The following is a 25,077-nucleotide window of genomic DNA, read 5'->3' on the forward strand; positions in this document are numbered from 1 at the left end:
ACGTACTCGGCGCGGACCACGAGGCCGTCGTGAAGGTGACGTGCAACGGCAGACCTCTCGCACTGCGGCGGCTCGCCCCCTTCCTCGACGGCAGGCGCTCGGTCTACGCCTTCGACGTCCCCGCGCGGACCCGCGGCCGGGTCACCGTGACCGTCAGGCGCGGACACACCACTGCCACCGAACACATGAAGCTGCTCTGGGAGGACCGCGGGAACCAGCCGGCATGCCGCTGACACGACGCGGCTCCCACGGTCCGTGCCCGAGTGTCGAGCGCCGCTCCGGTGTCCGCCGCGCATGCGCGGCAGAGCGGCCTGTTCCTTCGCCCGGTTTCACCGCGCGGCCGCGGGGGAGTCGGGATCCGTGGCGTCCTACGGAGCGGAGCAGCGCGTACGTCTGCCGGCGTTGCGCGCCGCATGGCTGACGCAGACCTTCGTGCACTGGTCCTACCCCGCCGAGCAGGTGCAGCGCCTGCTCCCGGACGGCCTGACCGTGGACACCTGCGACGGGCGGGCCTGGGTGAGCCTGACGCCGTTCGTGATGGCCGGCGTACGGGTACCGGGGTCCCCGCTCGCGGTGCCTCCCTTCGCGGAGACCAACCTACGCACCTACGCGCGCGGCCGGGACGGCCGGGACGGCCTGTGGTTCCTGTCCCTCGAAGTGGCGTCCCCGGTCATGCTTGCGGCCCGCGCGATCGGCGCGCCGTACCACCTGGGACGCCTGAGGTTGTCACGCGACGGCGACGCTCTGACCTATGCCGGCGTCCGGGGGCGCGGCGGGCCGTCGTACCGCCTCACCGTCCGGCCGGGCGAGCCGCTCCGGCCGACCCGCCGGGACGTGTGGCTGACTTCGCGCTGGCGGGCCTTCACCCGCGGGTTCGGCGTGCTCTGGGAGACGCCCGTCGAGCACGAGCCCTGGCCGCTGCGCGCGGCGCACATCGAGGGCCTCGACGAGACGCTGACCCGGGCGGCCGGGCTGCCCCCGCCCGCCGAGGAGCCGCTGGCGCACTTCTCGGACGGGGTCCGCACGGTGCGTTTCGCGCCCTCGCGACCGGTGCGGCAGCGGAAGGGGAGACGGTGAGGGAACCCGTGCGGTGGCCCGGCCCCGAAAGCTTGCCCGCAGGCCCACCGGGTGGGGCGGCGCGGGCGGGCGGAGCGCGAGCCTCGCGCCGGTGCGGCCGCGTCGCTCCCGAGGGCGCGGGTGGATGATGCGGGCCTCCGGTGCGGACAGGCGGGCCAGGCGCCCGGTCCGGATGCGCTTCGAGGGCTGGATCGCCGGCCTCGGGACGGCGTCCGGGACCCGGCTGGTCGTGGGCCACTGGCCGCGCTCGCCCTTCGGGCCGTTCAGCGACGTGATGCTCGAACGGCCCGACGGACACCGCCTGCTGCTGGCCCCGACCCGGCGGACGGCCGAGTTCATCGCCGGTACGTACTCCTTCGACGAGGTGCGGATCGTACCCGTACGGGTCCGCGTCACCGGCGACGTGTGGACCGTCACGGCGGGAGCGGTGCTCGGTCTGCGGTTCACGGTCGGCCGGCGGGGCCCGGCCGGGCTGCTGCTGCGTGCGGTACCCGCGGCGCTGTCCGCCAGCCCCGGCTGGACCGCGGTGACGGACCCGCCGGCCCGCCTGCTGCTGGGTGTGCGCACCCGGGGCACGGCCGGCGGCGGACGCCACGAGTGGTACGGCGCCCACGATCTGCACCGGATCACCGGGATGACCGCGGTGGTGCGGGGACGGAGCCTCGGCGCCCTCACCGCGGTGCGCCCACCGGTCCGGTTCGGCTTCGGCTCCACACCCCGCAGACCCAGCCTGGTACGGGTGACGACGACCGTGAGCACCCCTTGAACAACCACGGAGCGGGGAACCCACGAGTGACGGGCCGCACCTGAACGCTCAACTGTCCTATTCGGCAAGGGCCTTGATGCCCTGAAGGGTCGCCTCCATCCCGGCGAGCAGTTCCTTCGACCGGAAGGCGACGATCTCCTCCTCCCGGTCGGGCCAACGTTCGAGCGCCAGTGTGACGCCGCTGCGGCCGGGCCCGATCAGGACCGACTGCCGCAGCAGGGTGCCGCCGTTCTCGGCCTCCAGTTCGCAGCGCCAGGTCGCCATGGGCCGCGCCGGATCCGGCGCCGGTTCTCCGTAACGGCCGTCGGCGTCCGTGACGGCCCAGGCGAACACCCTCGGCTCGTCCAGCTCGACGACATGGGAGACGGTCCGCCATTCGCCGAGCCGCTCGTGCTGGTTGTACCCCTCGAAGCGCGCGCCCACCACGGGGCGGTCCGCCCCGTCGAGCCAGGCGACGCGCCGCAACTCCGGGCTGAGCCGGGCGGGCAGACGGATGTCGGTCACCAGCTCCCACACGCGCCGCACGTCCGCCTGGACATGAACATCACAGTGCACGCTCGGCCCATCGGCGAATCGCATGTCGTCCCCCTCGATGTCGGATCTCGGCTCGTCCACGGCCTTGATCACTTTGGCAGCAGGACCCTGGGCGAGTCGAGCGGCCGGGGGAGACCGTCTCCTTCGCGTCGGGCTGTGCGTTCGCCAGGACGGCCGGACCAGGTGTGCAGCGCTACGTCTTCGCCGGGGACGACGGTCCGGCCGTGAGGCCGTCGAGCGCCGCGACGGCCAGCCGTACGGCCTTGTCCGCCACCGCGTCGTAGTCGTCGCCCGCCTCCAGCGCCGTCGTCGCGGCGTTGACGAACCCTTGGAGCAGCCGAGCTGTCCGCAGCGGGGCGTCGTCGCCGAGGTCCTTCAGGGCGCCCACGAGCGGGTCGAGCAGGGCCCGGTGCGCCGCGTCCGCGCCCTCGCGCAGCGCCGCGGCGTCCCCCGCGTCGGCGTCGGCCCTGGCGATGCGGTGCTCGCCGTCGCGGACCATCTCCAGCTGCGCGGTGACGTAGGCGGCCACCCGGTCCCGGGGCGAGTCGCCGGCCGCGGCGAGGGCGGCGTGGATGCGCTCGGTCCAGCGCGGCGCGGCCTCCCGGACCACCTCGGTCAGCAGCTGCCTGCGGTCGGCGAAGTACTTGTAGACGCTGTTGCGGGCCAGCCCGGTGCGGCGGGCCACCGCCGCGAACGTCACCTTGGAGGCGTCGCCCTCGGCGAGCAGTTCCCGAGCCGCTTCGAGCAGGGCGGCCCGCTGCCGGGCGCGGTGATCGGCGACCGACGCGGCGTGGATCTTGGGCACAGGGTCAGTTTAGGACCCCCACTTGGGGACGCGGCGTCCCCATCTTCTATTTTAGGGACGCCCTGTCCCTAACTTTGGAAGGAACACAGTGTTCCTCGCCCTGCTGGAACTCAAGGCGGCTCGTGGCCGCTTCCTGCTGATGGGCAGCGTCGTCGTCCTCGTCGCCGCGCTCGTCGGCATCGTCTCCGGGTTCACCACCGGGCTCGGTGACGACACCGTCTCCGCCCTGCGCAGACTGCCCGCCACCCACATCGCCTTCGCCGCCGGCTCGGACTCCGACCAGTTCGCCCGAGGCCTGATCGACGAGCGGACCGTCGACGGCTGGCGGCGGGAAGCCGGCGTCTCGGCCACCCCGCTCGGCGTCGCCATCACCCGCGGTACCACCGACCGGCACGTCGAGGTCGACCTCGCCGCGTTCGGTGTGGAGCCCGGCGCCTTCACCGACCCCGGGGCCGACGACGGCAAGCCCCTCGCCGCGAGCGCGCCCCAGGGGATCGTGGTCTCCCGGCAACTCGTCGGCGACGGCGTCCGCATCGGCGACACCCTCGTCATCGACCGGCTCGGCATCCGGCTGAAGGTCGTCGGCACCACCGGCCGCTCCTCCTACGGGCACGTCCCCGCCGCCTATGTCACCGCCGACACCTGGCGCCGCATCCGCTTCACCGCACCGGGCACCGACGCGCGCCCCGGCGACCTCCCGCGCCAGTACAGCGCGATGGCCCTCAAGCTCCCCGCCGGCTTCGACGGCACGACGCTCGCCGACGCGGACCGCCGCCACCACACGGCCACCGTCCCGCTCCGGGACGCGTTCGCCGCGGCCCCCGGCTACGAGGGCGAACGCCTGACGATGACCTCCATCCAGACCTTCCTCTTCCTCATCGCACCGCTGGTCGTCGGCGCCTTCTTCGCCGTGTGGACGGTTCAGCGCACCCCCGAACTCGCCCTGCTGCGCGCCCTGGGCGCCTCCCGCCGCCGCCTGCTCGGTCACACCCTCGCGCAGGCCGCCGTGGTCGTCGTCGCCGGGACGGCCGTCGGAGCCGTACTCGCCTCCGCCGTCGGCCTGTTCGTCGGCGAGCAGGTGCCCTTCAGCCTCCCCGCCGCCGCCCTCGCCACCACCATGGCCGCGGTGACCCTGGTCGGGCTCGCGGGCTCCGCCTTCACCCTGCGCCGCGTCACCACCGTCGACCCGATGATCATGCTGGGAGCCGCACGATGACCCTCCGCCTCGACGGCATCACCGTCACCCTCGGCCGCGGCGAATCCCGTACCACCGCCCTGCGGGCACTGACCGCCACCTTCCGGCCGGGCGTCCTCACCGCCCTCGTCGGCCCCTCCGGCTCCGGCAAGTCCACCCTCCTCGCCGTCGCGGGCGCCCTGCTCCGCCCCGACGAGGGACGGGTCCTGCTCGGCGACACCGACCTGGCCGCCCTCACCGACCGCGAACGCGCCCGCGCCCGCCGCACCCGCATCGGCTACATGTTCCAGAGCGGCAACCTCATCACCGGACTCACCGCCGAGGAGCAACTGCTCGCCGCCGCCTCCCTCGCCGACCGCAAACCCCGCGCGGTACGAGCCAGGGCCCGCGACCTGCTCGCCGACGTCGGCCTCGGACACCGGCTCCGTCACCGGCCCGACCAGCTCTCCGGCGGCGAGCGCCAACGCGTCGCCCTGGCCCGTGCCCTGCTCACCCGGCCCGAACTCCTCCTCGTCGACGAACCGACAGCCGCCGTCGACCGGACCCGCGCCGACGACCTGACCGCACTCATCGCCCGCACCACACACGAGCACGGCTGCGTCGCCGTCGTCGCCACCCACGACCCGGTGGTCGTCGAGGCGGCCGACGGCACGATCGACATGCGGGACCACACCGCCACGCCTACGGCCTGAGTCCCGGGCCGGCCCGCCGACACCCCGCCGGCGCCCGTGGGCAGGAGCGCCGGCGGGGCCCAAGAGACAGCGGAGTCCGCCCTAAGACTCCGCGCCGTAGTAGGAGATCTTGTCGTCGAGGACCTCCATCGCCCGGTGGAGCGCCGCCACCCGGTGCTCCAGTGCGGCACGGCGCTCACGGAGGAAGGCGACCCGGTCCCGCGCGGAGTGCTCGGCGCGCAGGAGGGCGACGAACTCCCGCAGGTCCGCGATGCCGAGGCCCGCCTCCCGGAAGCAGGCGACCAGACCGATCCAGAAGATGTCGTCCTCGGTGTACTCCCTGCGTCCGCCCGCGGAACGCCGGATCGGTCCGATGAGCCCTTCGCGCTCGTAATAGCGCAGCGTGTCGATGGACACGCCGGTGCGGTCGGCGGCCGCCGCCGGCGAGAGGGTCGTCATGCGGTCTCCCGGGTGCACTGTCACTACCGCGCTCCGGCGAAGCGCGCCAGGTGCTCGTCCTCGAGGCGTACCCGGCGTGCCGCGAGCGCCTCCTCGATCTGCTCCGCCCGGCTCGCGCCGACGATGGGGTCGATCCCCTGTTGCATCAGCCAGGCGAGGACGACCTGGTTCCTGGTGGCCGAGAGTTCGCCCGCGATGTCGCCCAGGACCGCGAGCACCCGTTCGGTCCCCGGGTGATCATAGGTTCGCGGAAGCGGCTTGTCCGGGCGAACGTAAGATCCCCACATCAGCGAGCTGTACGACCAGACGCCGAGCCCCTCCGACCGCGCCAGATCCAGGTCCTCGGTGGTCAGCATGCGGTGGCCGGCCTCCGCGACCGGGGTGAGCGGGCGCGGCTGCACGAGTGAGTGGCGCAGTTGCAGCGCCGTCCACGGTTCCACGCCCTGTTCCCGGGCGAGCGACCGGGCCCGCGCGACGCGCCAGGCGGCATGGTTCGCCGCCCCGACCCGCAGGGCCACGCCCTTCGCGACCAGTTCACCGAAGGCACCGACCGTCTCCTCCAGCGGCACCGCACGGTCCTCCGCGTGGGCCCAGAGCAGATCGACGTGATCGACCCCCAGCCGCAGGAGGCTCTGTTCGGCCCCGGTCTGGACGGCGCGGGCGGAGAGCCCTTCGGCGCTGTCCGGCCAGGAGTGCGGAACGAGCGGGTTCTGCCGGACCTTCGTGGCGATCCGCACCACGTCCCGGGCTCCGGGCCGGGCACGGAGCCAGGCGCCGATGACCTCCTCGCTCGCGCCGCCGATGCCACGGGGGTCGGTCCAGAACGAGTAGCAGTTCGCGGTGTCCAGCCAGACTCCGCCGCCGTCGATGAAGGCGTCGAGGACCGCGAAGGCCTGCTCGCGGCTCACGCGGGTGCCGAAGTCCATCGTCCCGAGGACGACTTGGGGCTGAGTGGAGGGCCGAGCGGTGGGGTGAGTGGTGTTCATGTGCCCATGCTCGAATCCGGAGCGCGCTCCAGGTCAAGAGAGGGCGCTGCGGGGCCCGGAATTTCCGCTGTGGCGGCCGGTGGTGGCGTCAGGCCGGCTTGCGCCACACGGAGATGTGCTTACCGGAGTCCTGGGTGAACGGCGACCCGTCCCAGTCCGCGACGCGACGCTCCAGTTCCAGCCCGGCGATCCGCGCCATCAGATCGAGTTCGGCGGGCCACGCGTACCGGTGCCGGGAGGCGTCACGGCGGTAGCGGCCGTCGTCGCCGTCGCGGGTGAAGTGGTGCGAGACGAGGATCTGCTCGACCAGGTGGAAGGTGTCGAAACCGAGGTGCTGCTCGGAGACGTCGAACGGCACCGCGACCTGCCCGGGCGGCAGGAACCGCAGCGGCGGCACGCCCAGCTCGATGACGAACCGGCCACCGGGCGCCAGATGGCGTGCGGCGTTGCGGAAGCACTCGACCTGCTCGTCCTGTGTGAGCAGGTTCGAGATCGTGTTGTAGACCAGATAGACGAGGCTGAACTCGCCGGGGACGACGGTCTTGGCCATGTCGCCGATGACGACCGGGAGCACGTCCTCGCCGACCTTGCGCCGCAGGACCGCTGCCATGTGCTCGGAGAGTTCGACCCCCACCACCGGCACGCCGCGTTCCCGGAGCGGAACACCCACCCGCCCCGTACCGATGGCGAACTCCAACGCCCGCCCGCCTCCGGCGAGTTCGGCGAGGAAATCGAGGGTGGGTCCGAGGACGGCGGCCGAGGACATCTCGGTCTCCTCGGCGTCGTAACGGTCGGCGGTCGCACGGTTCCACAGCTCACTGCTCGTCACGGGCGGCCACTTTGCCGGTTGCCGAGGGGCGTTGTCGAGGCATTTACCTGGCCGCCCGGCGTGCCGGGCACGGCACGCCGGGCGGGGCCCGCCCCCGTGTCGACGGTGGCGCCGACGAGGGGGAGCCCCGCCCGTGTCGATGAGAGCGTCTCCATGACGCGGTGTCCGCGGCAGCGCCCGGCGTGACCTCGCGGGCGGACGCCCGGCTCGGCCGTCAGACCGCCCCGCGCCAGGCGCCGGTCTCGGTGCCGCGGGACTCGATGAACTCCTTGAACCGCTTCAGGTCCCCGCTGACCTGGCGCTTGACGAAGCCGAGCTTGTCCCCGACGGTCTCGGTCACGCCCTTTGGCGTGTAGCCGAGTTGCAGCATGACCTTGGTGGTGTTGTCATCCAGGCGGTGGAACGTGACGACACCCGCCTGCTTGGCCTCGCCGTCGATCGAAGTCCAGGCGACGCGCTCGTCGGGGATCTGCTCGGTGATCTCCGCGTCGAATTCGCGTTCCACCCCGTCGATCTTCGTCTTCCAGTGGGTGAGGGTGTCGGTGCGCTGCTCGACGCGCTCGACGCCCCCCATGAAGCGGGGGAATTCCTCGAACTGGGTCCACTGGTTGTAGGCGGCGCGGACGGGGACGTTGACCTCGATGGACTCTTCGACCTGAGACATGCGCGTTCCTCGCTTCCTCGTTCACGGGTTGGACGAGGAGCGGGTTCCAGGGTAGGGGCCGTTCATGCCTGGTCCGTCGCCGGTGGTCGGCCGGCGCCGTGGGCGCGGGCCGCTCGTCGTCGCCGGACCGGAACGAGTCAGAACGCGCGGAAGTCCTGGAAGGAAGGCTCGAACGGGGGGTCGGGCAGGCGGAACGCCTTGCACCGGGTCCCGTGCCGGCCCTGCGGCTGAACGCCCACCGGCTCGCCGGGAAAGGCGTCGGGGAGGACCTGCCATCCCGTGTTCCGCTCGTAGTACCGGGCGGCCGTGTGCACGGACGGCCACCAGTCGTCGTCGACGACGACCAGGCCGCCGGGACGGACGATCTTGCGCAGGAAGTACAGGTCGACGAAGACTTCGTGGAACCGGTGGCTGCCGTCCACGAAGGCCGCGTCGGCGACGAAGCCCTCGCCGAGGAGCCGTGGCAGCGCGAGCGACGACGGACCGGGCACGAGCCTGGCGATCGAGTCCAGCCCCGCCGAACACAGCAGGTCCCAGCCGACGTTGGCGTACTCGCGCTCTTGGAACGGGTCGATGATGACGTGCCGGGGAGACGGCGCGTCGACGGTCAGCAGGGCCTCGCCGATGGCGAGCGCGGAACCGGCGTACGCGAGACCGATCTCGACGACCTTCCCGGCGCCCTCGGCGACCAGCAGATCCCGTAGCCGGTCGCCATGGCGTTCGGGAACGGAGACGGTCTCGAAGTCCCTCTCGTGGTCGCGTACCCGCGCAGGCCCCTCCCGCGCGAGCCGCCTGCGCACCTCACGAACCCGCGCCACACGTTCGTCCGCGTTCACGTTGCCACCCATCCCTCGTACCCGAAGGCCGCCTCGACCGGGACCCGGCTCACCGGCTCAGATGAGCCAGGAAACCCTCCTTCACAAGGTAAGGGCGTTCACGGGGCAGGAGTTGCTGTGCGGCGTCGAGGTCCCCGGCCTGTACGTGCGCGTGGATCGTGTGGACGAGAGGGGTGACGTCGGTGATCGAGGTGATCCACTCGTCCGCGTAGAGACGCGCCGCTTCCCCGGCGAGGCCGAGCTGGAGGGACCGGTGAGGAAGCGGCTGGAGGCGCAGGTCGCGTTCGGGGTCCCATTGCACCCGGGTGGGAGCCCGCTTCAACTGGCGCTTCCACGCGGCCTCGTCGGCATGGAGCCCCCGCTCGTAGTGGGACAGGCAGGCGTTCTGCAACGCCCATTCGAAGCCCGCGCGGGAGATCTCGACGGCGAGGACGGTCTCCTGGCCTTCCTTCGTACCCCACCCGCAGCGGTACATCATCCACAGGAACGACGGCTTGATCCAGGTCATCCGGTCCCTCTTCCACGTCGGCGGAAACCGGCCCTCATGGGCTGCCCGGCGGCCGATCTCCGGCGTGTACGCCTGATAGACGGTGACGGTGGAATCGGTGTACGCGGCCCGGATGCGATTCTTGGGTTCTGACATGGGAACAGGGTGGTCACACCCATGGGTGAGCGCCATCGAATTACCGTGGCACCGGGGTCGCCCGGGACACCAGGTCACCCGGGCGGTCGCGGACGGGGAGGAGACGGTGCGGCCCCGGCGTCGAGGGGGCACCGACGTGCTCGCGCCGCCCCCGTACAGAACCGCACGCGTTCGTGTACGGGGGCGAAGAGTCCGGGTGCCGTCGTTCGGCTCCGCCTCAGGACCTCTGGTGGACGACCATCGCCGAGCCGCCGTCGCGCCGCTTCGGCTCGGCGACCGCCGTGACCTTTCCGTGGGACCCGAACTCCAGCGCGGCGACCGCGCCGATCTCGGGTGACGGGGTGAAGGCCGGCGGGGCCAGGACGAACCGCTCGCCGAGGGCTTCGAGCGCGGGGCGCTCCGGCGAGTCGAGGAACGCGGGCTCGGCCTCCGTCGTCGCGCCGTTGCGCTGCGATATGCGCGGCGCGGCGACCGCTTCCGGCAGTGTCATGCCGAGGTCGAGGCGGTTGACGAGGGTCTGGAGAACGGTGGTGATGATGGTGGCGCCGCCCGGCGACCCCACGGCGATCAGGGGCTTGCCGCTCCGCAGGACGATCGTCGGCGACATGCTGCTGCGCGGCCGCTTGCCGGGGCCCGGCAGGTTCGGGTCGGGCACGCCTGCCTGCAGGGGCGTGAAGTCGAAGTCCGTCAGCTCGTTGTTGAGCAGGAACCCGCGGCCGGGAACCGTGATCGCCGAGCCGCCGGTCTGCTCGATCGTCAGTGTGTAGGAGACGACGTTGCCCCAGCGGTCGGAGGCCACCAGGTGGGTGGTCGACCGGCCCTCGTAGGGTTCGAGGGCGCCGGTGCCCGAGTCGGAGCAGCCCGCGGGATGGCGCGGGTCGCCCGGGGCGACGGGGCTGGTCAGCGACGTGGTGGGCCGGATCAGGCAGGCGCGGTCCTTCGCGAACTCCTTGCCCAGCAGCTCCTGGGTCGGTACGTCGGAGAACGCCGGGTCGCCCACCCAGCGGTTGCGGTCCGCGAACGCGATCCGGCTGGCCTCCAGGTAGTCGTGCAGGGCCTGCACCTTGTCGGCCGGCGACAGGTGGAGGTTCTCCAGGATGTTGAGGGCCTCCCCGACCGTGGTGCCACCGGAGGAGGACGGTGCCATGGAGTACACGTCCAGCCCGTGGTACGTCGTGCGGGTCGGGGCCCGCATGATCACCCGGTAGGCGGCGAGATCGGCGCGTTCCATGAGGCCGGGGCGCACCGTGCGGGTGGCGCCCGGGGCCACCGGGGGATCCTGGACGGTCCGCACCACGTCGCGGCCGATGTCACCGAAGTACATCGCGTCCATGCCGGTGTGGGCCAGCTCCCGGTAGGTCCGGGCCAGCTCCGGATTGCGGAAAAGGCTGCCGACGACGGGCAGTCGACCGTTCGGCAGGAACAGCCGGGCGGTCGAGGTGAAGTCTCGGAAGCGGTCCTCGTTCATCTCGGTCTGGGCGCGGAACTGCTCGTTGACGACGAATCCCTCGTCCGCGATCCGGATCGCCGGCCGCATGGCCTCGGCCAGGGAAAGGGTCCCCCAGGCGTCCAGGGCCTTCCGCCACGTCGCCGGGGTGCCGGGAACGCCCACCGACAGGCCGGAGTTGACGGCGTCGTCGAACGGGATCGCCTTGCCGGTGGCGGGATCGGTGAACGAGTCGGACCGCATACGGGCCGGTCCGGTCTCCCGGCCGTCGATGGTGTGGACGGTCCTGGTGCGGGCGTCGTAGTACACGAAGTAGCCGCCGCCTCCGACCCCGCACGAGTAGGGCTCGACGACACCGAGCGCGGCCGCGGTGGCGACCGCGGCGTCGATGGCGTTGCCGCCGCGGCGCAGAACGTCGATGCCGACCTGTGTGGCGTAGGGGTTGACGCTGGCGACGGCACCGCCGTCACCGACGGCGACCGCCTGCTTGGCGGGCGGCCGGAGCCCGGGAGCCGTCTCCTGCGGGGCGGCGGGGGCCGAGGCGGCGGCGGTGTGGGGGAGCAGGGGAAGGGTGAGCAACGCCGTCGAAGCGGCGGTCACCAGGGTACGGCGGGTGGTCACGAAACCTCCGATTTCGCCCCTCCTGGGAGGGAGTCGCCGACTGGAGCGGGGTGCGCGAAACATTTGCAGCCGACCGTGGGGCGGGCAACCGTGTGGATCAAGGTTTGCGGAAGATCTGAGGTTTCCCGCCGGTAGGGGCCGGCAGCGGATCCAGCGGCCGGGAAGGGGTCGACAACCCGGGGCGGAGCGCTTGGCCGTCCGGCCAAGGCGTGCGAGCGGGGACAGGGCCATCACCGCCGGGGACAGCAGCATGCCCGCGGCCGTCACCAGGACACTGCCGCGCACGCTCCACGCCACCGGGAGAAACCCGCCCAGCAGGGAGCCGAGCGGAGCCATGCCCATTCCAGCGAACGTGATCGTGGCGGCCGTCCGGCCCTGCGTCCCGTCCGGGGTGAGGGCCTGCCGCACCGCCATGAGGGTGACGTTCACCAACCGACCGGCCGCCCCGAACAGGAAGTTGACGGCCAGGAGCACGGGAACCGTCACCGCCGAACGGCCGTGCAGGGCGGGCACGCTCAGGAACACGCCGTCGCCGAGCGCCGCCGCGGACACGAGCACCGGGCCGTGACCGAACCGGCTCGGCAGACGGGCGGCCGGCACGGCGCCCAGCAGTGCCCCCGGCCCCGTCGCCGCGAGCGCCGCCTGACCCTGCGGGGAAGTCGGCGGACGGGCCCCTCGCACCCCCGTGACGGGTGACGCCGGCCGGTGTGGCGCGAGCACGTCGACGCCCGGTCCGCGGGCCCGCCCGCGAGGGGCGCCGGTCAGGGTCCCGGCGGGGCGGCGGGTCCCGCCGGCGAGGAGATCGCGGGGCGCTTGCTGTCGTACTGGTCCGCGGTGACGGTCAGCGACTGCGCGACCTGGCGCAGGTAGGAGATGAGCCGCTCGGTCTCCTCCTGGTCGTTCTCGGGCGACTGGGCGGCCTGTTCCCACCTCTGCTGAAGGATCGCCTCGGCCTGCGCCCTCGCGGCCCGCACCATGCTGCGGGCCTGCTCGCGGGCCGCGGTGACGGTCTGCTCCGCCGACTGCTGGGCGCGCGCCTGCTGCAGCACGGCGTCCACGGTCGGCACCCCGGTGGGGCTGCCGCCGTCACCGATGTTGTTCGCCCGGATCCAGTCCCGGTGACGCTGCATGTCCGCCCGCAGGCGGTCGTTCTCCTCCGTGAGCGCGGTCAGCGCCTGGGCGCAGCGCCGCAGCGCGTCGTGCACCGCTTCTTCGCTGTAGCCGCGACGGGTCAGGGGCGCGCGGGGAAAGGTCATCGATCGAAGGGCCTCGGGCGTCACCCAGGGCTCCCGGGACTCCTGTGGCTGGTGGGCTCCTGTCTCGTTCACTTGTCTCCGATCACCGAGCGTCTTCGTAGTGCAGCAGGTCGTGGGGGATTCCTGCGCCCGCCAGATCACGCACGGTGGCGGAGACCATGGCCGACGAACCGCAGATGTAGAAGGAGCGTCCACCCCCCGCGCCGGAGCGCAGGACCGGGCCGGCGAGGCTTCGGTTGTCGAAGGTGCCGGCGTCGGCGCCGACCAGCGGAGTGACGCGAAGCCACGGGTGGACCTGGGCCAGTTGCCTGAGCACGGGCAGGTCGTACAGACCGTGGTTGTCGCGTGCCGCGACGAACAAGTCGACGCGGCGGTACGGGCCGTGCTGCGCGATCTCCTCGACCAGGGCCCGCAGCGGGGCCAGGCCGGTGCCGCCGGCGACCAGCACCAGGTCGCGGCCCTGGGACGCCCGCAGCGTGAGCCGGTTTCCGACCGGGGCGCCCAGGCGCAGCACGTCACCCTGGCGCAGCCCGTACACCAGGGCAGGGCTGAGCAGGCCGCCGTCGATGGCGCGCACATGGAACTCGATGGTCCCGTCGGCGCGCTGCGCGTTGGCCGGGGTGTAGGGCCGCCAGGTGCTGGGCAGCATCGGGGCTTCCACCATCACGGACTGCCCGGCCTGGTACGCCATCGGCTGGTCCAGGCGCAGCGTCAGCACCGCGAGATCGAAGCCGCGTTGCTCGTGCCGCACCACCTGGGCGTTCCACCAGGGCGGGTTCACCGTACCGTCCGCTTCGGCGGCCTGGATCATGGTGCGGGCCACCAGGGAGTACGCCTCGGTCCAGCCACGCTGGAGTTCCGGGGTCCAGGCGTCGCCCAGGAAGTAGGCCAGCGTGGCCAGCAGCGCCTGTCCCACCGCCTCGTAGTGCTGGGCGACGACCTGGAACCTGCGGTGGTCGCGGCCCAGTTGTTGCAGGAAGGGAATGAGCCGGTCCGGGTCGTCCGCCTCCGCGACGATCCGCCCGAGCGCGGCGACGAGCCGGTCGCGCTGGTCCCCCATGGCCACCGGGAACATCGGCCGGACCTCCGGCGCGATGAGGAACAGGTAGGAGTAGAAGTACCGCGGCACCTCGTCCCCCGACTTGCCGACGAGAGCGAAGGAATCTCTCAGCGCCTGGGAATCGCTCACGTCCGCCCTCCGGTGACTGACATTAGGGGTGACCTCCAAAAATCGGGTGCCGTCCGACGGGTCGCGGTGCGCCGCCGCCGGACGGCCGGATCAGCTCTGGGTCGCCTCGCCGGCGGCGACCATCGTGCTGCTGATCACGCCGTAGACCGCCGTCCAGGACTCCTCGACGGCGGGGGTCCACGCATCGCCCGCGTGGTGGCGCAGGGTCGCTATCAGGCTGGCGCCCACGGCCGGGTAGTGCTCGGCCAGCGCGCCGTATCCCGCATGGCGCCGACCGAGGTTCTGCAGCATGCCCGTGAGGGTGTCGGTGTTCTCCAGGTTCGCGACCAGGGCGCCCAGCGCCGCCCACAGGCGGTCACGCTGTTCGTCGAGGTGAGCCGCGAACAGCGGACGCACACCGGGATGGTGGGTGAAGAGGTGGTCGTAGAAGTACTCGGTCACCTGTGAACTGTGCGGCTGAACAGCCGCGAAGCTGCTCCGGATCAACGCGATGTCTGCGGTCATGGCGGCCGACTGTAGCCAGCGGTCCTCTATTCGAACAAGTTGAGTTCCTAATGCAACCGATCTGCGGACGTATCGTCGAATTCGCTGGTCAACCCCTATGCGCCAGCTGTGGTTTACCGTGCGGTATCGACCTGCTCGCCAGGGGTGGTACCGGTTTGCCGAGACGGCGGGGAACTTCGGCAAACTTCTGGTAACCCTCCTGACGCGGCTTCCGGTTGACGATGAGGCGACAATCCGTCGGCCCGCGTACGCGCTGGTGGGAGGGTTGTGCGGCGAAACTCCCGCAGGTCGGAGCTGGATTGGTACCGGGGTGGGCGGGGCAGACGGACGTCCGGCTGGCGGACGTGCCGCCGTTCGGGCGTAGGCCCGGCGGCGCAGGGAGGAACGGGTGCGGGCGGTGGAGCGATCGACGACGGCGACGGGTGAAGGGTCCTCACCGGTGGGGCGCGGTGGTGCCCGGGTGCCGCCGCTGCGGCCCGGACGCTACGACCCGGCCGACTACGCCGGGCCCGTGCTGCGCAGTGCGGGGGAGGCCGGTGTGTCGCCCGTGCTCGTGATGACGGTGCTTCACGTCGAGGCGTACAAGCCGCACCATCCGCTGTTCGAGCGGCTGTGGCAGTGGTGGAAGCCCGGGGCGTCCTTCGGCGTGGCCAACATGCACCGCGCGACGTTCGAGCGGGTGAGGCGCACACACGGCCTGCCGGGGCGGTGGCAGGACCTTCGCGACGATCCCGCGTTCGCCATCCACGCGGCGGCCCTGCACATGAAGGACCTCGACCGGTGCCTTCCGAAGCGGCATGTGCGCCGCTACACCCGCGACGAACTCCTCGCCCTCGGCTACAACACGGGCGAACGCAATATGCGGGCCTTCGCCCGCGGCATCCCGCCGGGCCCCATGGCGCGGTCGTACCTGCGCCGTTTCCGCGCCTGCCGAAGCCGCGCCGCCGACGCGCTCGGGGACCGCGGCGACGCACCCGGCACCGGGCGCGGAGAGGTGTAGCGGGCCTGGGGGAGCCGGGCTCGGCCCTGCGGTCCGGGAAGAAAGGTTCCCCTGGTCCGGGGTAGACGACGAGCACAATCGTGTCGACCCCTGAAGGAGACGAACCGTGGACAAGGGCAAGCAGATCACCGGTGCGGCACGCGAGGAGCTCGCGCAGGAGATGAAGAAGCAGTACGAGCAGGGCATGTCCATACGGGCCATAGCCGAAGCGCACGGACGGTCGTACGGGTTCGTCCACCGTGTACTGACCGAGACGGACGTCTCGCTGCGCAGCCGCGGCGGTGAACGTCCGCAGCGACGGCGCCTCGAAGGGGCCGGCCGCTCACCGAGGTGAGGTCGGCCCGTGTGGGGGAACCGCGTCAGGCGTGCGCATGCCCTGCATTTCGTGAAGATAACTCACGATTTGTATGCATGTAGGTGCGAGGCAAGGGCATTCGATGGCCAGGAGGTTGATAGCAATGGTTCCCCTGCTTCTGGTTCTTCTTCTGGCTCTGATCCTCTTCGGTGCGGGCTTCGCACTGAAGGCACTGTGGTGGATCGCGGTGATCGTGCTGGTCGTCTGGCTGCTCGGCTTCGTCGTCCGGTCCGCGGACGGCACGGGCCGCAAGGGCCGCTGGTATCGCTGGTAGAGGCAGACGACCGGCGTGAGGTGCGCCGGCGGTAAACGAGATGCATGACGTGGGGCCCGGCCGGGTGAGGCCGGGCCCCACGTCATGCGTGGGCATCCCGCTCGTCGGCACAGGGGGCGGAACGGGCGTATCGGGCGCATCGCTGGGTATGTGTGCCGTGCACCGGTCTCGCGGAAGCTGCAGTGGAACTCTGCGCCTCCTCTTCCCGCGGGGCCGGTGCGTCGTGTCCGGCGCCGCTTCGCCGGGTGACGCGACCGGGCGGGCCGGGCATTACCTGTGCGGTAATCGCGTGGCCGGGCAGGGGGCGGCAAGGTGGAGCCATCGGGTTCCGGGCCGGCGCACTCCGGCCCGGAACCCGGCCACGCCGCCCGACCCGGGCGAGAGTCGCCGACCCGCCCCGTCCGGCCGCACGACGGACGGCGGGCCGTCCACCGGACCCGGCCCGGACCCGACGCGGCCCGCGCACCGCTCGGTCCCCCCGTTGGCCTAACAGCAGTGGTGACGCCCAGGTCGCTGCGGCGAAGCTCGTACAGCGAACTCCGGTGCGCGGTCGCCGGTCCGGCACCCGGCTCCCCCGGAGCCGCGGGCTCGTCGTGGCCGCACGCCGAGCCCGCGCGCGGCGGCCCGCGCCGTTCGCGACGACTTCCCGCCCGGTCGATCGCGGCCACGACGCGGCACAGGCAACGGTTCCCGCGACCGTCAGGAGGACGAAATGGCGCTCACCGAGAGTGACTTGATCGGCGCCGGTGACGACGGCCTCGTGGAACTCTTCTGTACGAGCCCGGCCGGTGACATCCCCCGAGGCCCGCTGGAGGGCACCGGCATCCTGCGCTGGGGAGGCAGCCGGCTCGCCCGCCCCCTCGCCTGGCTGGTGCGCACGGCCGTGTGGCGGGGCAAGGTCTTCGACCACGAGGGCTATCTGAGCAACCGGATGACCTCGTTCGACGTGCTCGCCATCGTGGCTCAGGTCTACAAGGGCCCGAGCCTGATGGACGAGCAGGAGTGCATCGTCATCGACTACTCCAGGATCTCCCTCGTCGCACGCGGCGTCCGCGACGAGATGCGCCAGGTCGGCGAAGGCCTGTACCTCGGTGTGGTCTGGCTCTTCGGGTGCAGGGTCGGCTGGTTCGCCCTCAGGGTGCCGCAGGTCGACCGCACCCTTCCCGGGGCGGGGGGGACCCGGGCCGGATAGCCGCGGCGAGGGCCTCGTCTCGTACCCGGCCTGTTCCGCGCCCGCTCCCGACGCGCCCTCGGGCCCGCGTCGCACGCGGCCCTCGGCGAAGTTCCCGGCACCCGCGCCCCCCCTCCACCGGGGCCACGCCCCTCCACCCGGCCGGGCCGACTCCTTCAGTGAAAGGTTCATCAGCCATGAGCTCATCCGGCATACCCGCCCGCAGGCCGGCGAGCGCCGGTCGCCCCCGGAGGAAAAGAGGGACGGGCCGCTCACTGAGGGCTCCGGCCGTCGCGGCGGCCTCGGCGGCCATGGCGCTGGGCGTGGCCGGCATCCCGGCCGTCCCGCTCGGTGCCGCGTCGGGCCCCTTGCACGGCACCGTCACCGGCGCGGGCAAGCCGCTCCGGGGAGCGACGGTCACCCTCTTCGCCGGCTCGCGCACCGGAGTCAGGGAACTGGGCCGGGCCACGACCGACGCCACCGGCTCCTTCGCCATCCCCTACACCCCGCCCGCCGCCGGGGTGCTGTACCTGGAGGCCACGCCCTCCGGTGCCCGCCGGCTGCGGTTGCGCTCCGTGGTGGCGGTCGGCCGAGGCGGGGCGGTGCCCGCACGGACGACGAACCGGGTACGGGTCAACGAACTCACCACCGTCGCCGCCACGTACGCCCTCGCCCAGTTCAGCGACCAGCACGGCATCGACGGGCCGAGTCCGGGGCTCCAGAACGCCGCGGCGACGACGTTCAACCTGGTCGACCCGGTCACCGGCAAGCCCGGCGGAACGGTCACCAACGCCGACAACGGCAACACCAACGAGACCCTCGCCACCCTCGACACGCTCGCCAACCTGGTCTCCCTGTGCGCGTCCGACACCACCCGGTGCGAACGCCTGCTCCGGCTGGCGACACCGCCCGGCGGCACGACACCCCAGGACACCGTGCAGGCCGTGCTGAACCTCGTCCGCAACCCCACCCTGTCCCCGGCGGGGCTCTACGGCCTGGCGCGTACCGCGAACCACTACGCACCGGCGCTCGCCGCACCCCCCACCGCCTGGATACTGGCGCTGCGCTACACCGACACCAACCTGTACGCCCCCGGCCGTATCGCCTTCGACGCCAAGGGGAACGTCTGGACGTCCAACAACTGGCTGCCCGGCACCCGCAAGCCCACCCCCTACATCAGCGTGCTCGACCCCACGGGCCGCCCGATCCTGGGCAGTCCGATACCGGGAGGCGGCATGAAGGGCGGCGACTGGGGCGCCGCCGTCGCCCCCGACGGCTCGGTCTGGATGAGCAGCTACGGCGGCAACTCCGTCGCGCACTACTCGGCCACCGGCAAACCGCTGTCCCCTCCGGAGGGCTGGCGCAACGGCGGGCTCGTCCACCCGCAGGGGCTCGCCGTGGACCAGCGCGGCAATGTGTGGATCGCGAACAACTTCGGCGTGGAGACCGCACCGGGCCAGGGCAATGTGGTCGTCTACCCGCACGGCGACCCGGCCAAGGCGATCAAGATCACCGGCGGCGGCCTCAACCACCCGTTCGCCGTCCAGATCGACGGCTTCGGGCGGGCCTGGGTGAGCAACGCCGGCCTCGGCGGCGCCCGGTTGGTGAACACCCCGCTGGCGCCCCTCATCGGCAAGTTCAGCGGCAGCGTCACCGTGATCGGGCCGGACTTCAAACCCACGGCGGCCTCGCCCATCGAGAGCAGCTCCTTCAAATGGCCCTTGGGCATCGCCATCGACTCCCGGAACAACGCCTGGGTCGACAACTACTTCAACAGCACCATCACCCGGCTCACGCCCGACGGGAGCGTCGCGGGCGCGTACAAACTGCCCGAGAAGACGCTGCCCTGGTCGGTCGCCGTCGACGGATCCGACCGCGTGTGGGTCGCGGGCTTCCTCACCCCGAGCGTGTGGACACTGTGCGGCACCAACAAGGCCGCCTGCCCGCCCGGCAGCGCCACCGGCGCCGTCCTGTCACCCCCGCAGGGCTTCCGCAGCAAGGCGATCCAGCACCTCACCGCCGTGCAGATCGACCAGTCCGGCAACGTCTGGCTGGCCAACAACTGGTCGCGCATCGTCCCGCCCACCGGCGGCACCGGGCTGGTCGAACTCATCGGACTCGCCACCCCGGTCTGCACCCCCCTCACCCCGGTCCCTGAGCGGCCCTCCACGGCCGCCTCCTGCACCGGCAAGAGCGCTTCGGCCGACCCGTTCACCGGCAACAGCGCTTCGGCCGACCCGTTCACCGGGAAGCGGACCGGCACCCAGCCCTACACCGTGCGGCCGGGGGACACCCTCAGCCGCATCGCCCGTGCCAACGGCCAGTCCTGGTCGGCGCTTTACCGCAGGAACAAGACAGTCATCGGGGCCGACCCGGACCGGCTCACCCCGGGCCGGCGCCTCGTCCTGCGCTGAACCCGCTTCCCGGCCCCGCTCGTTACGGCACGCGCGTCAGCTCTCCCCCGGCCCCGCCGCGGCCCGGCCGGCCCGCCCGCCGGAACCGAGCGGGCCGGAGGCACGCGGGGGCCGCCCGGCGTCCAGACGGGGCAACTCGTGCCGGGCCACCCGCAGTACGACGGGCGGCAGGGCGCAGCGGACCACCTGGAGGCAGCACAGCCACGACGGTACGTAGACCGCGGTACGGCGCCGCTCCACCGCCCGTGCCAACCACGCGGCGACCGCCTCGGGCGGGCGGACGGTGCGCCCCGGAGCCGGCATGTGGACGCGCAACTCGTGCAGTGCGGTGAACGACCACCGACGGCCGGCCGAGGCGCGCGCGTACCTCGGCCGCCGCGTCGTCCAGGGCGGTGTGGTCCGTGACGTCGACCTCGATCGCCAGGGCCGCGGTGGGCAGAGACGCCGCCAGAGCGTGCAGCTCGGCCCCCTCGTGCCCGAGCAGGGCCAACCGCGCCCGGTGCCGGGCGAGTTGGCGTGCCAGGGCGGCGCCGATCCCGCGCGCGGCTCCGGTGATGACGACGGTCCGGTCCTGCAGCGGGCTGTTCGCCGTCGGTCGGCCCTCATCCCTTCCGCGGTGTCATCCGGGACGGCGGGAGCCGGCGGGTGCGGATGTGCACTCCGTCCACCAGCCGGCCGCCCGAGGCCCTGACGGCGGACAGGCAGAAGCGGACCCACATGTTGAGCTGGATCTCCTTCGCCACGCGCAGATGCGAGTACAGCACGTGCACCAGCCGGGTGGCCGCGCGCGCCCACAACTCGATCTCGAACACCAGCAGGTCGCCGTCCCGGCGCGCGCGGAACTGCACCTGTCCGGCCTCCATGTGCCCGCGCAGGGTGACCAGGTGCAGCAGCTCGCGGTCGCGTTGGACGACCCGCACCGGACCGTTCCACGGGCCCGGCATCTCCACCAGCAGTTCGTCCGCGACGTGCAGGCCGTGGGCGCGGAGTTCGCCCACACGGATGCCGACGACCTCCGACGGCACGAAGTGCTCGAAATGGCAGCAGAGCTGCTCGACCAGCCGGGCGCCGTCGATCCCGGCCCCCGCGATGTGCACCCGGAAGGTCCGGTGGAACAGGGGACCGAAGCCGTCCTCGGCGAGCTGCACCGTGTCGTCGACCGCGTCGGGCGGGATCCGCGGCGGACGGTCCTGCTCGTCGCCCTCGCACTCGCCCGCGCGGTACAGCGGCGTCGTCTCCCAGAGGTAGCGCCAGGTGACCAGCACCGTGCCCAGGAGCCATCGCGCCAGCACGGTCAGTGGCCGTGGCCAGCGGGGTGCGGACATCGACCCCCCTTGGGGCATCGGATCGGCGGAAACGCGCACGAAGAAATGTGAATGAATGGGGACATACCCTGGTATAGCAATGCTGACACGGTGGTGCGACACGAGTGAACGAACCCGGAGGCGCGCATGGTGGTCCGGCTTCTGCACCGCGCGGGCGTGCGCAGCGCCCACCTGCACCTCGCCTCGCTCGGCGCGATCGGGCTGTGCGTGACGCTGTGGGTGCGCGCGAAGACCATCGACCAGGAACAGCGGGGGAACGCCGAACGGCGCGCGCTCTTCGTCGGGCTGTGGCCGCCGATGCTGTGGCTGATCGGCGAATCGCTGCGGCGGCCGGAGTGATGGTCCTTGGGTGACCGGGTCTTCGGACGACTCGACGTGGTGCGGGCGTGGCGCGAGCTCGCGGACCAGACCGTCAACTACTCGATGGACGAGGTACGCCGTCCCGTCTGGAACATCGACATCCACCGCACCCCGCTGCCCGCCGAGCCCCCCGGCCCTCCCGCGCCGGGGGGCTCATGGGCGTACGGCCGCCGCCTGATCCGCGACTACGAGTTCTCCCCACCGGAGATCGTCCGGGCGCTGTACGACCCGACCGCACCCCTCCTCGGCCGTGACATGCTGCTCGAAGCCCGGTTCCACGGCCTGCACTTCTACTGCGGCGTACGCGTGACCGAAGTCGTCGACGAGACGCGCGACGGCACGGATCACGCCTGGGGATGGGCCTACGAGACCCTCGGCGGCCACCTGGAACGCGGCAAGGTCACCTACGAGGTCGTGAAAGACGGCCGGACCGGAGCGGTGGAGTTCGTGGCCACCTGCCATTCCCAGGGCGCGCCCACACTGGGTCCCGTCACCTCTCTCGGATGGCGGCTGTTCGGCCGCCGCACGCAACTGCGGTTCTACCGCCGGTGCGGCGCACGCATGCGGCACTTCGTGGACGCGGCCCTGCGCGGCGAAACCGTCCCGGCCCGCCCCCCGAGCAGGGTCGGCCGCCTGGTGTACGCGCCCTCGGACGCGCGGGCCCACCGCCTGGACGGACTGGCCGTCAACCGGGTCGCCCCGGGTTGACGGGAGCCGCACGGGACCGCACGCCGCGCTTCACGGTGTCGAGGGCCCTGCGGCCGAGGCGGCCCTGCGAGCCATGCCGGGTACGGACGGCCCGGCGCGGGTACTCCGGGGTGGGTCAGGACGGCCCCGTCCCGTCTCAGCGCAACCACAGACGGACCCTCCCGTCGGGCAAGGACCACCATGGCGAGCTTCGACGACTCCGCGGTAGACCTGCACTTCATCGGCAACGCGACGGTCCTGCTGCGGTACGGCGACCTCACCCTGCTCACCGACCCCAACTTCCTGCACCGCGGCGAACACGCCCACCTCGGATACGGGCTGGTCAGCCGCCGTCTCACCGAACCGGCGCTGGACCCGTGGGAGCTGCCGCGCCTGGACGCCGTGGTCCTCTCCCACCTGCACGGCGACCACTGGGATCGCAGGGCCCGGCGGCAGCTGGACCGGTCGGTGCCGATCGTCACCACGCCCCATGCGGCCCGCCGGCTGCGCTCCTGGCAGGGCTTCCGTCAGGCCGGAGGCCTGCGCACCTGGGAGAGCTGCACCTTCCGGCAGGGCGATGCGCAGGTCCGGGTGACATCCCTGCCCGGACGCCACTCCTTGCGGCCGGTGCTGCGGCGCCTGCTGCCGCCGGTGATGGGCAGCATGCTGGAGTTCGGCCCCCGCGGCGGCCCGGCACGGCTGCGGCTGTACGTCTCCGGCGACACGCTCCTCTACGACGGCCTCGAAGAGATCGCCCGCCGCTTCCCCGACGCGGACCTCGCGGTGCTGCACCTGGGCGGCACCACCCTGCCGGGCGGTTTCGTGGTCACCATGGACGGCGCCCAGGGCGCCGAGCTGGCCCGCCGCCTCGACTACCGGCACGTGCTGCCGGTGCACTACGACGACTACACCGTCTTCCGCTCCCCGCTCGACGCCTTCCTGACCGAGGCCCGCGCGCTCGGCCTTCAGGAGCGGCTGGTCCACTGCCGACTGGGGCAGCATGCGCGCGTGGTGGCCGCCGAGGAGCGGCCCACGGTGCGCTGAGGTCGTCAGTTCCATGGAACGCTGTACGGGTTTTCGCCCAGCAACCGCGCGGTGGCCGCGGAGCTGCTCGCCGCAGAGCCGGTTGCCTGGATCAGGCGCTGACGGCGCAGCCGGAGCGGCGTTCCTCACCCTCCTTGCATTACCCCGCGTCTGCAACTATTGTTTCATCCCGTAAGGCGCTTCTGCATCTACTTGGTCGTGTGTGTCCGGTTCCGACGGGGGCCGTGCATCCACTGCCAGGGTGTCTTCGGCACGGACCGACGACCCGCAGAGGCATCCGACCGTCCGGATCTCGCTCACATGCAGGGAGACCCCGGACGCGGAGACATCGAACGAAGAGGCTTCATCATGTCGCTCACCGACCTCCTTCCCGGCAAGCTCGGCTTCGGCACCGCGCCGCTCGGCAACATGTTCCGCGCGATCCCCGACGACGAGGCCCGTGCCACCGTCGAGGCCGCCTGGGACCAGGGCATCCGCTACTACGACACCGCCCCCTTCTACGGCGCCGGACTGGCCGAGCAGCGCCTGGGCCAGGTGATCTCCACCAAGCCGCGCGACTCCTACGTCCTGTCGACCAAGGTCGGCCGCGTCATCCTCGACGAGGTCGAAACCGACGTACCCGACTTCGGCGAGAAGGGCGGTCTGTTCGAGCACGGCAACCCCAACAAGATCCTCCACGAGTGGACCGCCGACGCCACCGAGCGTTCCATCGAGGGCAGCCTCAAGCGCCTGGGCGTCGACCGGCTCGACATCGTCTGGGTGCACGACATCGCCCAGGACTTCCACGGCGACGCCTGGATCCAGAAGTTCGAGGAGGCCCGCACCGGCGCCTTCCGCGTCCTGTCCCGCCTGCGCGACGAGGGCGTCATCAAGGCGTGGGGCCTGGGCGTCAACAAGACCGAGCCCATCGAGCTGACCCTCGCCCTGGACGAGCCGCAGCCCGACGGCTTCCTCCTCGCCGGCCGCTACACCCTCCTCGACCACGAGCACGCCCTTGAGCGCCTGCTCCCCATGGCCCAGGAACAGGGCGTCGAGATGGTCGTCGGCGGCCCCTACAGCTCCGGCATCCTCGCCGGTGGCAGCCACTTCGAGTACCAGCAGGCCCCGCCCGCCATCATCGAGAAGGTCTCCCGCCTGAAGGCCCTCACCGAGAAGCACGGCATCGGCATCAAGGCCGCCGCGCTCCAGTTCTCCCTCGCCCACCCGGTATCCGCCGCGGTCATCCCGGGCGCCACCCGCCCCAGCCGGATCGCCGAGGACCTCTCCGCCCTGAACGAGCGGATCCCGGCCGCCTTCTGGCACGACCTGCGCGCCGCCGGCCTGGTCAGCCCCGCCGCCCCGCTGCCCGACGCCGCCTGACCACCCACACCCCCACCCGGCACCCCACACCCTTCCCCCACAGCACGACCCAGGAGCAAGACCATGGCTTCGACTTCCGTCAGCCGCATAGTGCCCGCCTCGCCCGACAAGGTCTGGAACCTCATCGGCGGCTTCGACGCCCTGCCCGACTGGCTCCCCTACATCCCCGAGAGCACCCCGCTCGAAGGCGGCCGGGTACGCCGGCTGAAGAACCCCGAGGGCGAGGTCATCCTCGAACGCCTCGTGGACTTCAACGAGACCGAGCGTCACTACAGCTACGCCATCGTCCAGGCCCCGTTCCCCGTCAACGGCTACGTCTCCACCATCCGGGTCCACGCGATCCCCGGCCGGGAGAACGCCGCCGAGGTCCAGTGGTCCGGCCGCTTCAACCCCGACGGCGCCACCGAGGACGAAGTCGTCGCCCTCTTCACCGGCATCTACCGCGACGGCCTCGACGCCCTCCACAAGACCCTCGCCGCCTGACCCGACCCGGCCCGCACAGCCCGGATACGCACCCGCGTACCTGGGCTGCGCCGCACCCGGACCGGGCAAAGCCGTGGCTGAACTCGGCGTCCACCAGGCGACGTCGGGCTGCACGTCGTGCCC

The 25,077-nt window shown here is 72.1% G+C and carries 28 protein-coding genes and 2 pseudogenes; 15 read left to right on the top strand and 15 right to left on the bottom strand.

What is annotated here, in order from left to right; translation table 11 throughout:
* Positions 1-29: 29 nt before the first annotated feature.
* From ACSP97_RS34735 to ACSP97_RS34745, 3 genes are all read left to right on the top strand, one after another.
* Positions 30-233, top strand: a complete 204-nt coding sequence (locus tag ACSP97_RS34735) for a hypothetical protein (RefSeq protein ID WP_440555853.1) — start codon at positions 30-32, stop codon at positions 231-233.
* A gap of 127 nt (positions 234-360) precedes the next feature.
* Entirely contained in the window at positions 361-1,077 is a 717-nt protein-coding gene (locus ACSP97_RS34740) for a YqjF family protein (protein WP_355151077.1), read from the top strand.
* Between the two features lie 127 nt (positions 1,078-1,204).
* Positions 1,205-1,843, top strand: a complete 639-nt coding sequence (locus ACSP97_RS34745) for a hypothetical protein (protein WP_440558520.1) — start codon at positions 1,205-1,207, stop codon at positions 1,841-1,843.
* Positions 1,844-1,900: 57 nt separating this feature from the next.
* On the opposite strand, the gene ACSP97_RS34750 is transcribed toward ACSP97_RS34745, so the two are convergent.
* Together ACSP97_RS34750 and ACSP97_RS34755 are read right to left on the bottom strand one after the other, a co-directional pair.
* Positions 1,901-2,422 carry an SRPBCC family protein gene (locus ACSP97_RS34750; protein ID WP_440555854.1) on the bottom strand — a complete coding sequence of 174 codons (522 nt, stop codon included), beginning with the start codon at positions 2,420-2,422 and terminating at the stop codon, positions 1,901-1,903.
* A 148-nt stretch (positions 2,423-2,570) separates the two neighbouring features.
* The gene (locus ACSP97_RS34755; protein ID WP_364725053.1) at positions 2,571-3,182 is read right to left on the bottom strand and encodes a TetR/AcrR family transcriptional regulator; all 612 of its coding nucleotides are present in this window, start codon (positions 3,180-3,182) and stop codon (positions 2,571-2,573) included.
* An 88-nt stretch (positions 3,183-3,270) separates the two neighbouring features.
* Here ACSP97_RS34755 and ACSP97_RS34760 point away from each other — a divergent pair, with 88 nt between their 5' ends.
* Together ACSP97_RS34760 and ACSP97_RS34765 are read left to right on the top strand one after the other, a co-directional pair.
* Positions 3,271-4,398 carry an FtsX-like permease family protein gene (locus tag ACSP97_RS34760; RefSeq protein ID WP_440555855.1) on the top strand — a complete coding sequence of 376 codons (1,128 nt, stop codon included), beginning with the start codon at positions 3,271-3,273 and terminating at the stop codon, positions 4,396-4,398.
* Positions 4,395-5,069, top strand: coding sequence for an ABC transporter ATP-binding protein (locus ACSP97_RS34765; protein ID WP_358271730.1), 675 nt, complete (start codon positions 4,395-4,397; stop codon positions 5,067-5,069). The genes ACSP97_RS34760 and ACSP97_RS34765 overlap by 4 nt, the downstream gene beginning before the upstream one ends.
* 81 nt (positions 5,070-5,150) lie before the next feature.
* On the opposite strand, the gene ACSP97_RS34770 is transcribed toward ACSP97_RS34765, so the two are convergent.
* The 11 genes and pseudogenes from ACSP97_RS34770 to ACSP97_RS34820 form a co-directional block, all read right to left on the bottom strand.
* Positions 5,151-5,507: a MerR family transcriptional regulator gene (locus tag ACSP97_RS34770; RefSeq protein WP_440555856.1), complete on the bottom strand. Its 357-nt coding sequence runs from the start codon at positions 5,505-5,507 to the stop codon at positions 5,151-5,153.
* A gap of 23 nt (positions 5,508-5,530) precedes the next feature.
* Positions 5,531-6,493, bottom strand: coding sequence for an aldo/keto reductase (locus ACSP97_RS34775; RefSeq protein WP_440555857.1), 963 nt, complete (start codon positions 6,491-6,493; stop codon positions 5,531-5,533).
* Positions 6,494-6,581: 88 nt separating this feature from the next.
* Positions 6,582-7,322 (bottom strand): class I SAM-dependent DNA methyltransferase, encoded by a 741-nt coding sequence (locus ACSP97_RS34780; protein ID WP_358298155.1) that lies wholly within the window; start codon positions 7,320-7,322, stop codon positions 6,582-6,584.
* A gap of 214 nt (positions 7,323-7,536) precedes the next feature.
* Complete coding sequence (locus tag ACSP97_RS34785) at positions 7,537-7,986, bottom strand: SRPBCC family protein (RefSeq protein WP_355151059.1); 450 nt, start codon at positions 7,984-7,986, stop codon at positions 7,537-7,539.
* 137 nt (positions 7,987-8,123) lie between these two features.
* Positions 8,124-8,834: an O-methyltransferase gene (locus ACSP97_RS34790; protein ID WP_355325743.1), complete on the bottom strand. Its 711-nt coding sequence runs from the start codon at positions 8,832-8,834 to the stop codon at positions 8,124-8,126.
* A gap of 37 nt (positions 8,835-8,871) precedes the next feature.
* The gene (locus ACSP97_RS34795) at positions 8,872-9,465 is read right to left on the bottom strand and encodes a DUF4291 domain-containing protein (RefSeq protein WP_355151055.1); all 594 of its coding nucleotides are present in this window, start codon (positions 9,463-9,465) and stop codon (positions 8,872-8,874) included.
* A 217-nt stretch (positions 9,466-9,682) separates the two neighbouring features.
* The gene (ggt, locus tag ACSP97_RS34800; RefSeq protein ID WP_440558521.1) at positions 9,683-11,533 is read right to left on the bottom strand and encodes a gamma-glutamyltransferase; all 1,851 of its coding nucleotides are present in this window, start codon (positions 11,531-11,533) and stop codon (positions 9,683-9,685) included.
* Positions 11,534-11,794: 261 nt separating this feature from the next.
* Positions 11,795-12,253: pseudogene (locus tag ACSP97_RS34805) on the bottom strand (hypothetical protein); the annotation flags it as partial.
* Between the two features lie 41 nt (positions 12,254-12,294).
* Complete coding sequence (locus ACSP97_RS34810; protein ID WP_355325735.1) at positions 12,295-12,861, bottom strand: DivIVA domain-containing protein; 567 nt, start codon at positions 12,859-12,861, stop codon at positions 12,295-12,297.
* Positions 12,862-12,871: 10 nt separating this feature from the next.
* On the bottom strand, positions 12,872-13,978 hold the full coding sequence (locus ACSP97_RS34815; RefSeq protein WP_355151051.1) for a globin domain-containing protein: 1,107 nt from the start codon (positions 13,976-13,978) through the stop codon (positions 12,872-12,874).
* 90 nt (positions 13,979-14,068) lie between these two features.
* The gene (locus tag ACSP97_RS34820) at positions 14,069-14,482 is read right to left on the bottom strand and encodes a globin family protein (protein WP_355151049.1); all 414 of its coding nucleotides are present in this window, start codon (positions 14,480-14,482) and stop codon (positions 14,069-14,071) included.
* 439 nt (positions 14,483-14,921) lie between these two features.
* Here ACSP97_RS34820 and ACSP97_RS34825 point away from each other — a divergent pair, with 439 nt between their 5' ends.
* The 5 genes from ACSP97_RS34825 to ACSP97_RS34845 all read left to right on the top strand — a co-directional run bounded on the left by ACSP97_RS34825 (position 14,922) and on the right by ACSP97_RS34845 (position 19,696).
* Positions 14,922-15,482, top strand: a complete 561-nt coding sequence (locus ACSP97_RS34825) for a lytic transglycosylase domain-containing protein (RefSeq protein WP_440555858.1) — start codon at positions 14,922-14,924, stop codon at positions 15,480-15,482.
* Between the two features lie 106 nt (positions 15,483-15,588).
* Complete coding sequence (locus ACSP97_RS34830) at positions 15,589-15,816, top strand: helix-turn-helix domain-containing protein (protein ID WP_070029834.1); 228 nt, start codon at positions 15,589-15,591, stop codon at positions 15,814-15,816.
* Between the two features lie 124 nt (positions 15,817-15,940).
* A complete protein-coding gene (locus tag ACSP97_RS34835) occupies positions 15,941-16,111 on the top strand; it encodes a hydrophobic protein (RefSeq protein WP_070029835.1) in 171 nt (56 codons plus the stop codon).
* Positions 16,112-16,823: 712 nt separating this feature from the next.
* Positions 16,824-17,303, top strand: coding sequence for a hypothetical protein (locus ACSP97_RS34840; protein ID WP_440555859.1), 480 nt, complete (start codon positions 16,824-16,826; stop codon positions 17,301-17,303).
* A gap of 176 nt (positions 17,304-17,479) precedes the next feature.
* The gene (locus tag ACSP97_RS34845) at positions 17,480-19,696 is read left to right on the top strand and encodes a LysM peptidoglycan-binding domain-containing protein (RefSeq protein WP_440555860.1); all 2,217 of its coding nucleotides are present in this window, start codon (positions 17,480-17,482) and stop codon (positions 19,694-19,696) included.
* 36 nt (positions 19,697-19,732) lie between these two features.
* Here ACSP97_RS34845 and ACSP97_RS34850 read toward each other — a convergent pair.
* Both ACSP97_RS34850 and ACSP97_RS34855 read right to left on the bottom strand, forming a co-directional pair.
* A pseudogene (locus ACSP97_RS34850) lies at positions 19,733-20,273 on the bottom strand (SDR family NAD(P)-dependent oxidoreductase).
* Between the two features lie 25 nt (positions 20,274-20,298).
* Positions 20,299-21,021, bottom strand: coding sequence for a DUF1990 domain-containing protein (locus ACSP97_RS34855; RefSeq protein WP_355151039.1), 723 nt, complete (start codon positions 21,019-21,021; stop codon positions 20,299-20,301).
* 126 nt (positions 21,022-21,147) lie between these two features.
* Between ACSP97_RS34855 and ACSP97_RS34860 the strand changes: the two genes are divergently transcribed.
* From ACSP97_RS34860 to ACSP97_RS34880, 5 genes are all read left to right on the top strand, one after another.
* Positions 21,148-21,360 carry a hypothetical protein gene (locus ACSP97_RS34860; protein ID WP_355151037.1) on the top strand — a complete coding sequence of 71 codons (213 nt, stop codon included), beginning with the start codon at positions 21,148-21,150 and terminating at the stop codon, positions 21,358-21,360.
* Positions 21,361-21,366: 6 nt separating this feature from the next.
* A complete protein-coding gene (locus ACSP97_RS34865; protein ID WP_440555861.1) occupies positions 21,367-22,089 on the top strand; it encodes a DUF1990 family protein in 723 nt (240 codons plus the stop codon).
* 180 nt (positions 22,090-22,269) lie between these two features.
* Positions 22,270-23,112, top strand: a complete 843-nt coding sequence (locus ACSP97_RS34870) for an MBL fold metallo-hydrolase (protein WP_355151033.1) — start codon at positions 22,270-22,272, stop codon at positions 23,110-23,112.
* Positions 23,113-23,460: 348 nt separating this feature from the next.
* Positions 23,461-24,471 carry an aldo/keto reductase gene (locus tag ACSP97_RS34875; protein ID WP_355151031.1) on the top strand — a complete coding sequence of 337 codons (1,011 nt, stop codon included), beginning with the start codon at positions 23,461-23,463 and terminating at the stop codon, positions 24,469-24,471.
* 63 nt (positions 24,472-24,534) lie between these two features.
* A complete protein-coding gene (locus tag ACSP97_RS34880) occupies positions 24,535-24,954 on the top strand; it encodes an SRPBCC family protein (RefSeq protein ID WP_355151029.1) in 420 nt (139 codons plus the stop codon).
* Positions 24,955-25,077 lie beyond the last annotated feature (123 nt).

The sequence above is a fragment of the Streptomyces sp. SCPE 10 genome, from assembly GCF_051980735.1.
Classification (GTDB): domain Bacteria; phylum Actinomycetota; class Actinomycetes; order Streptomycetales; family Streptomycetaceae; genus Streptomyces; species Streptomyces misionensis.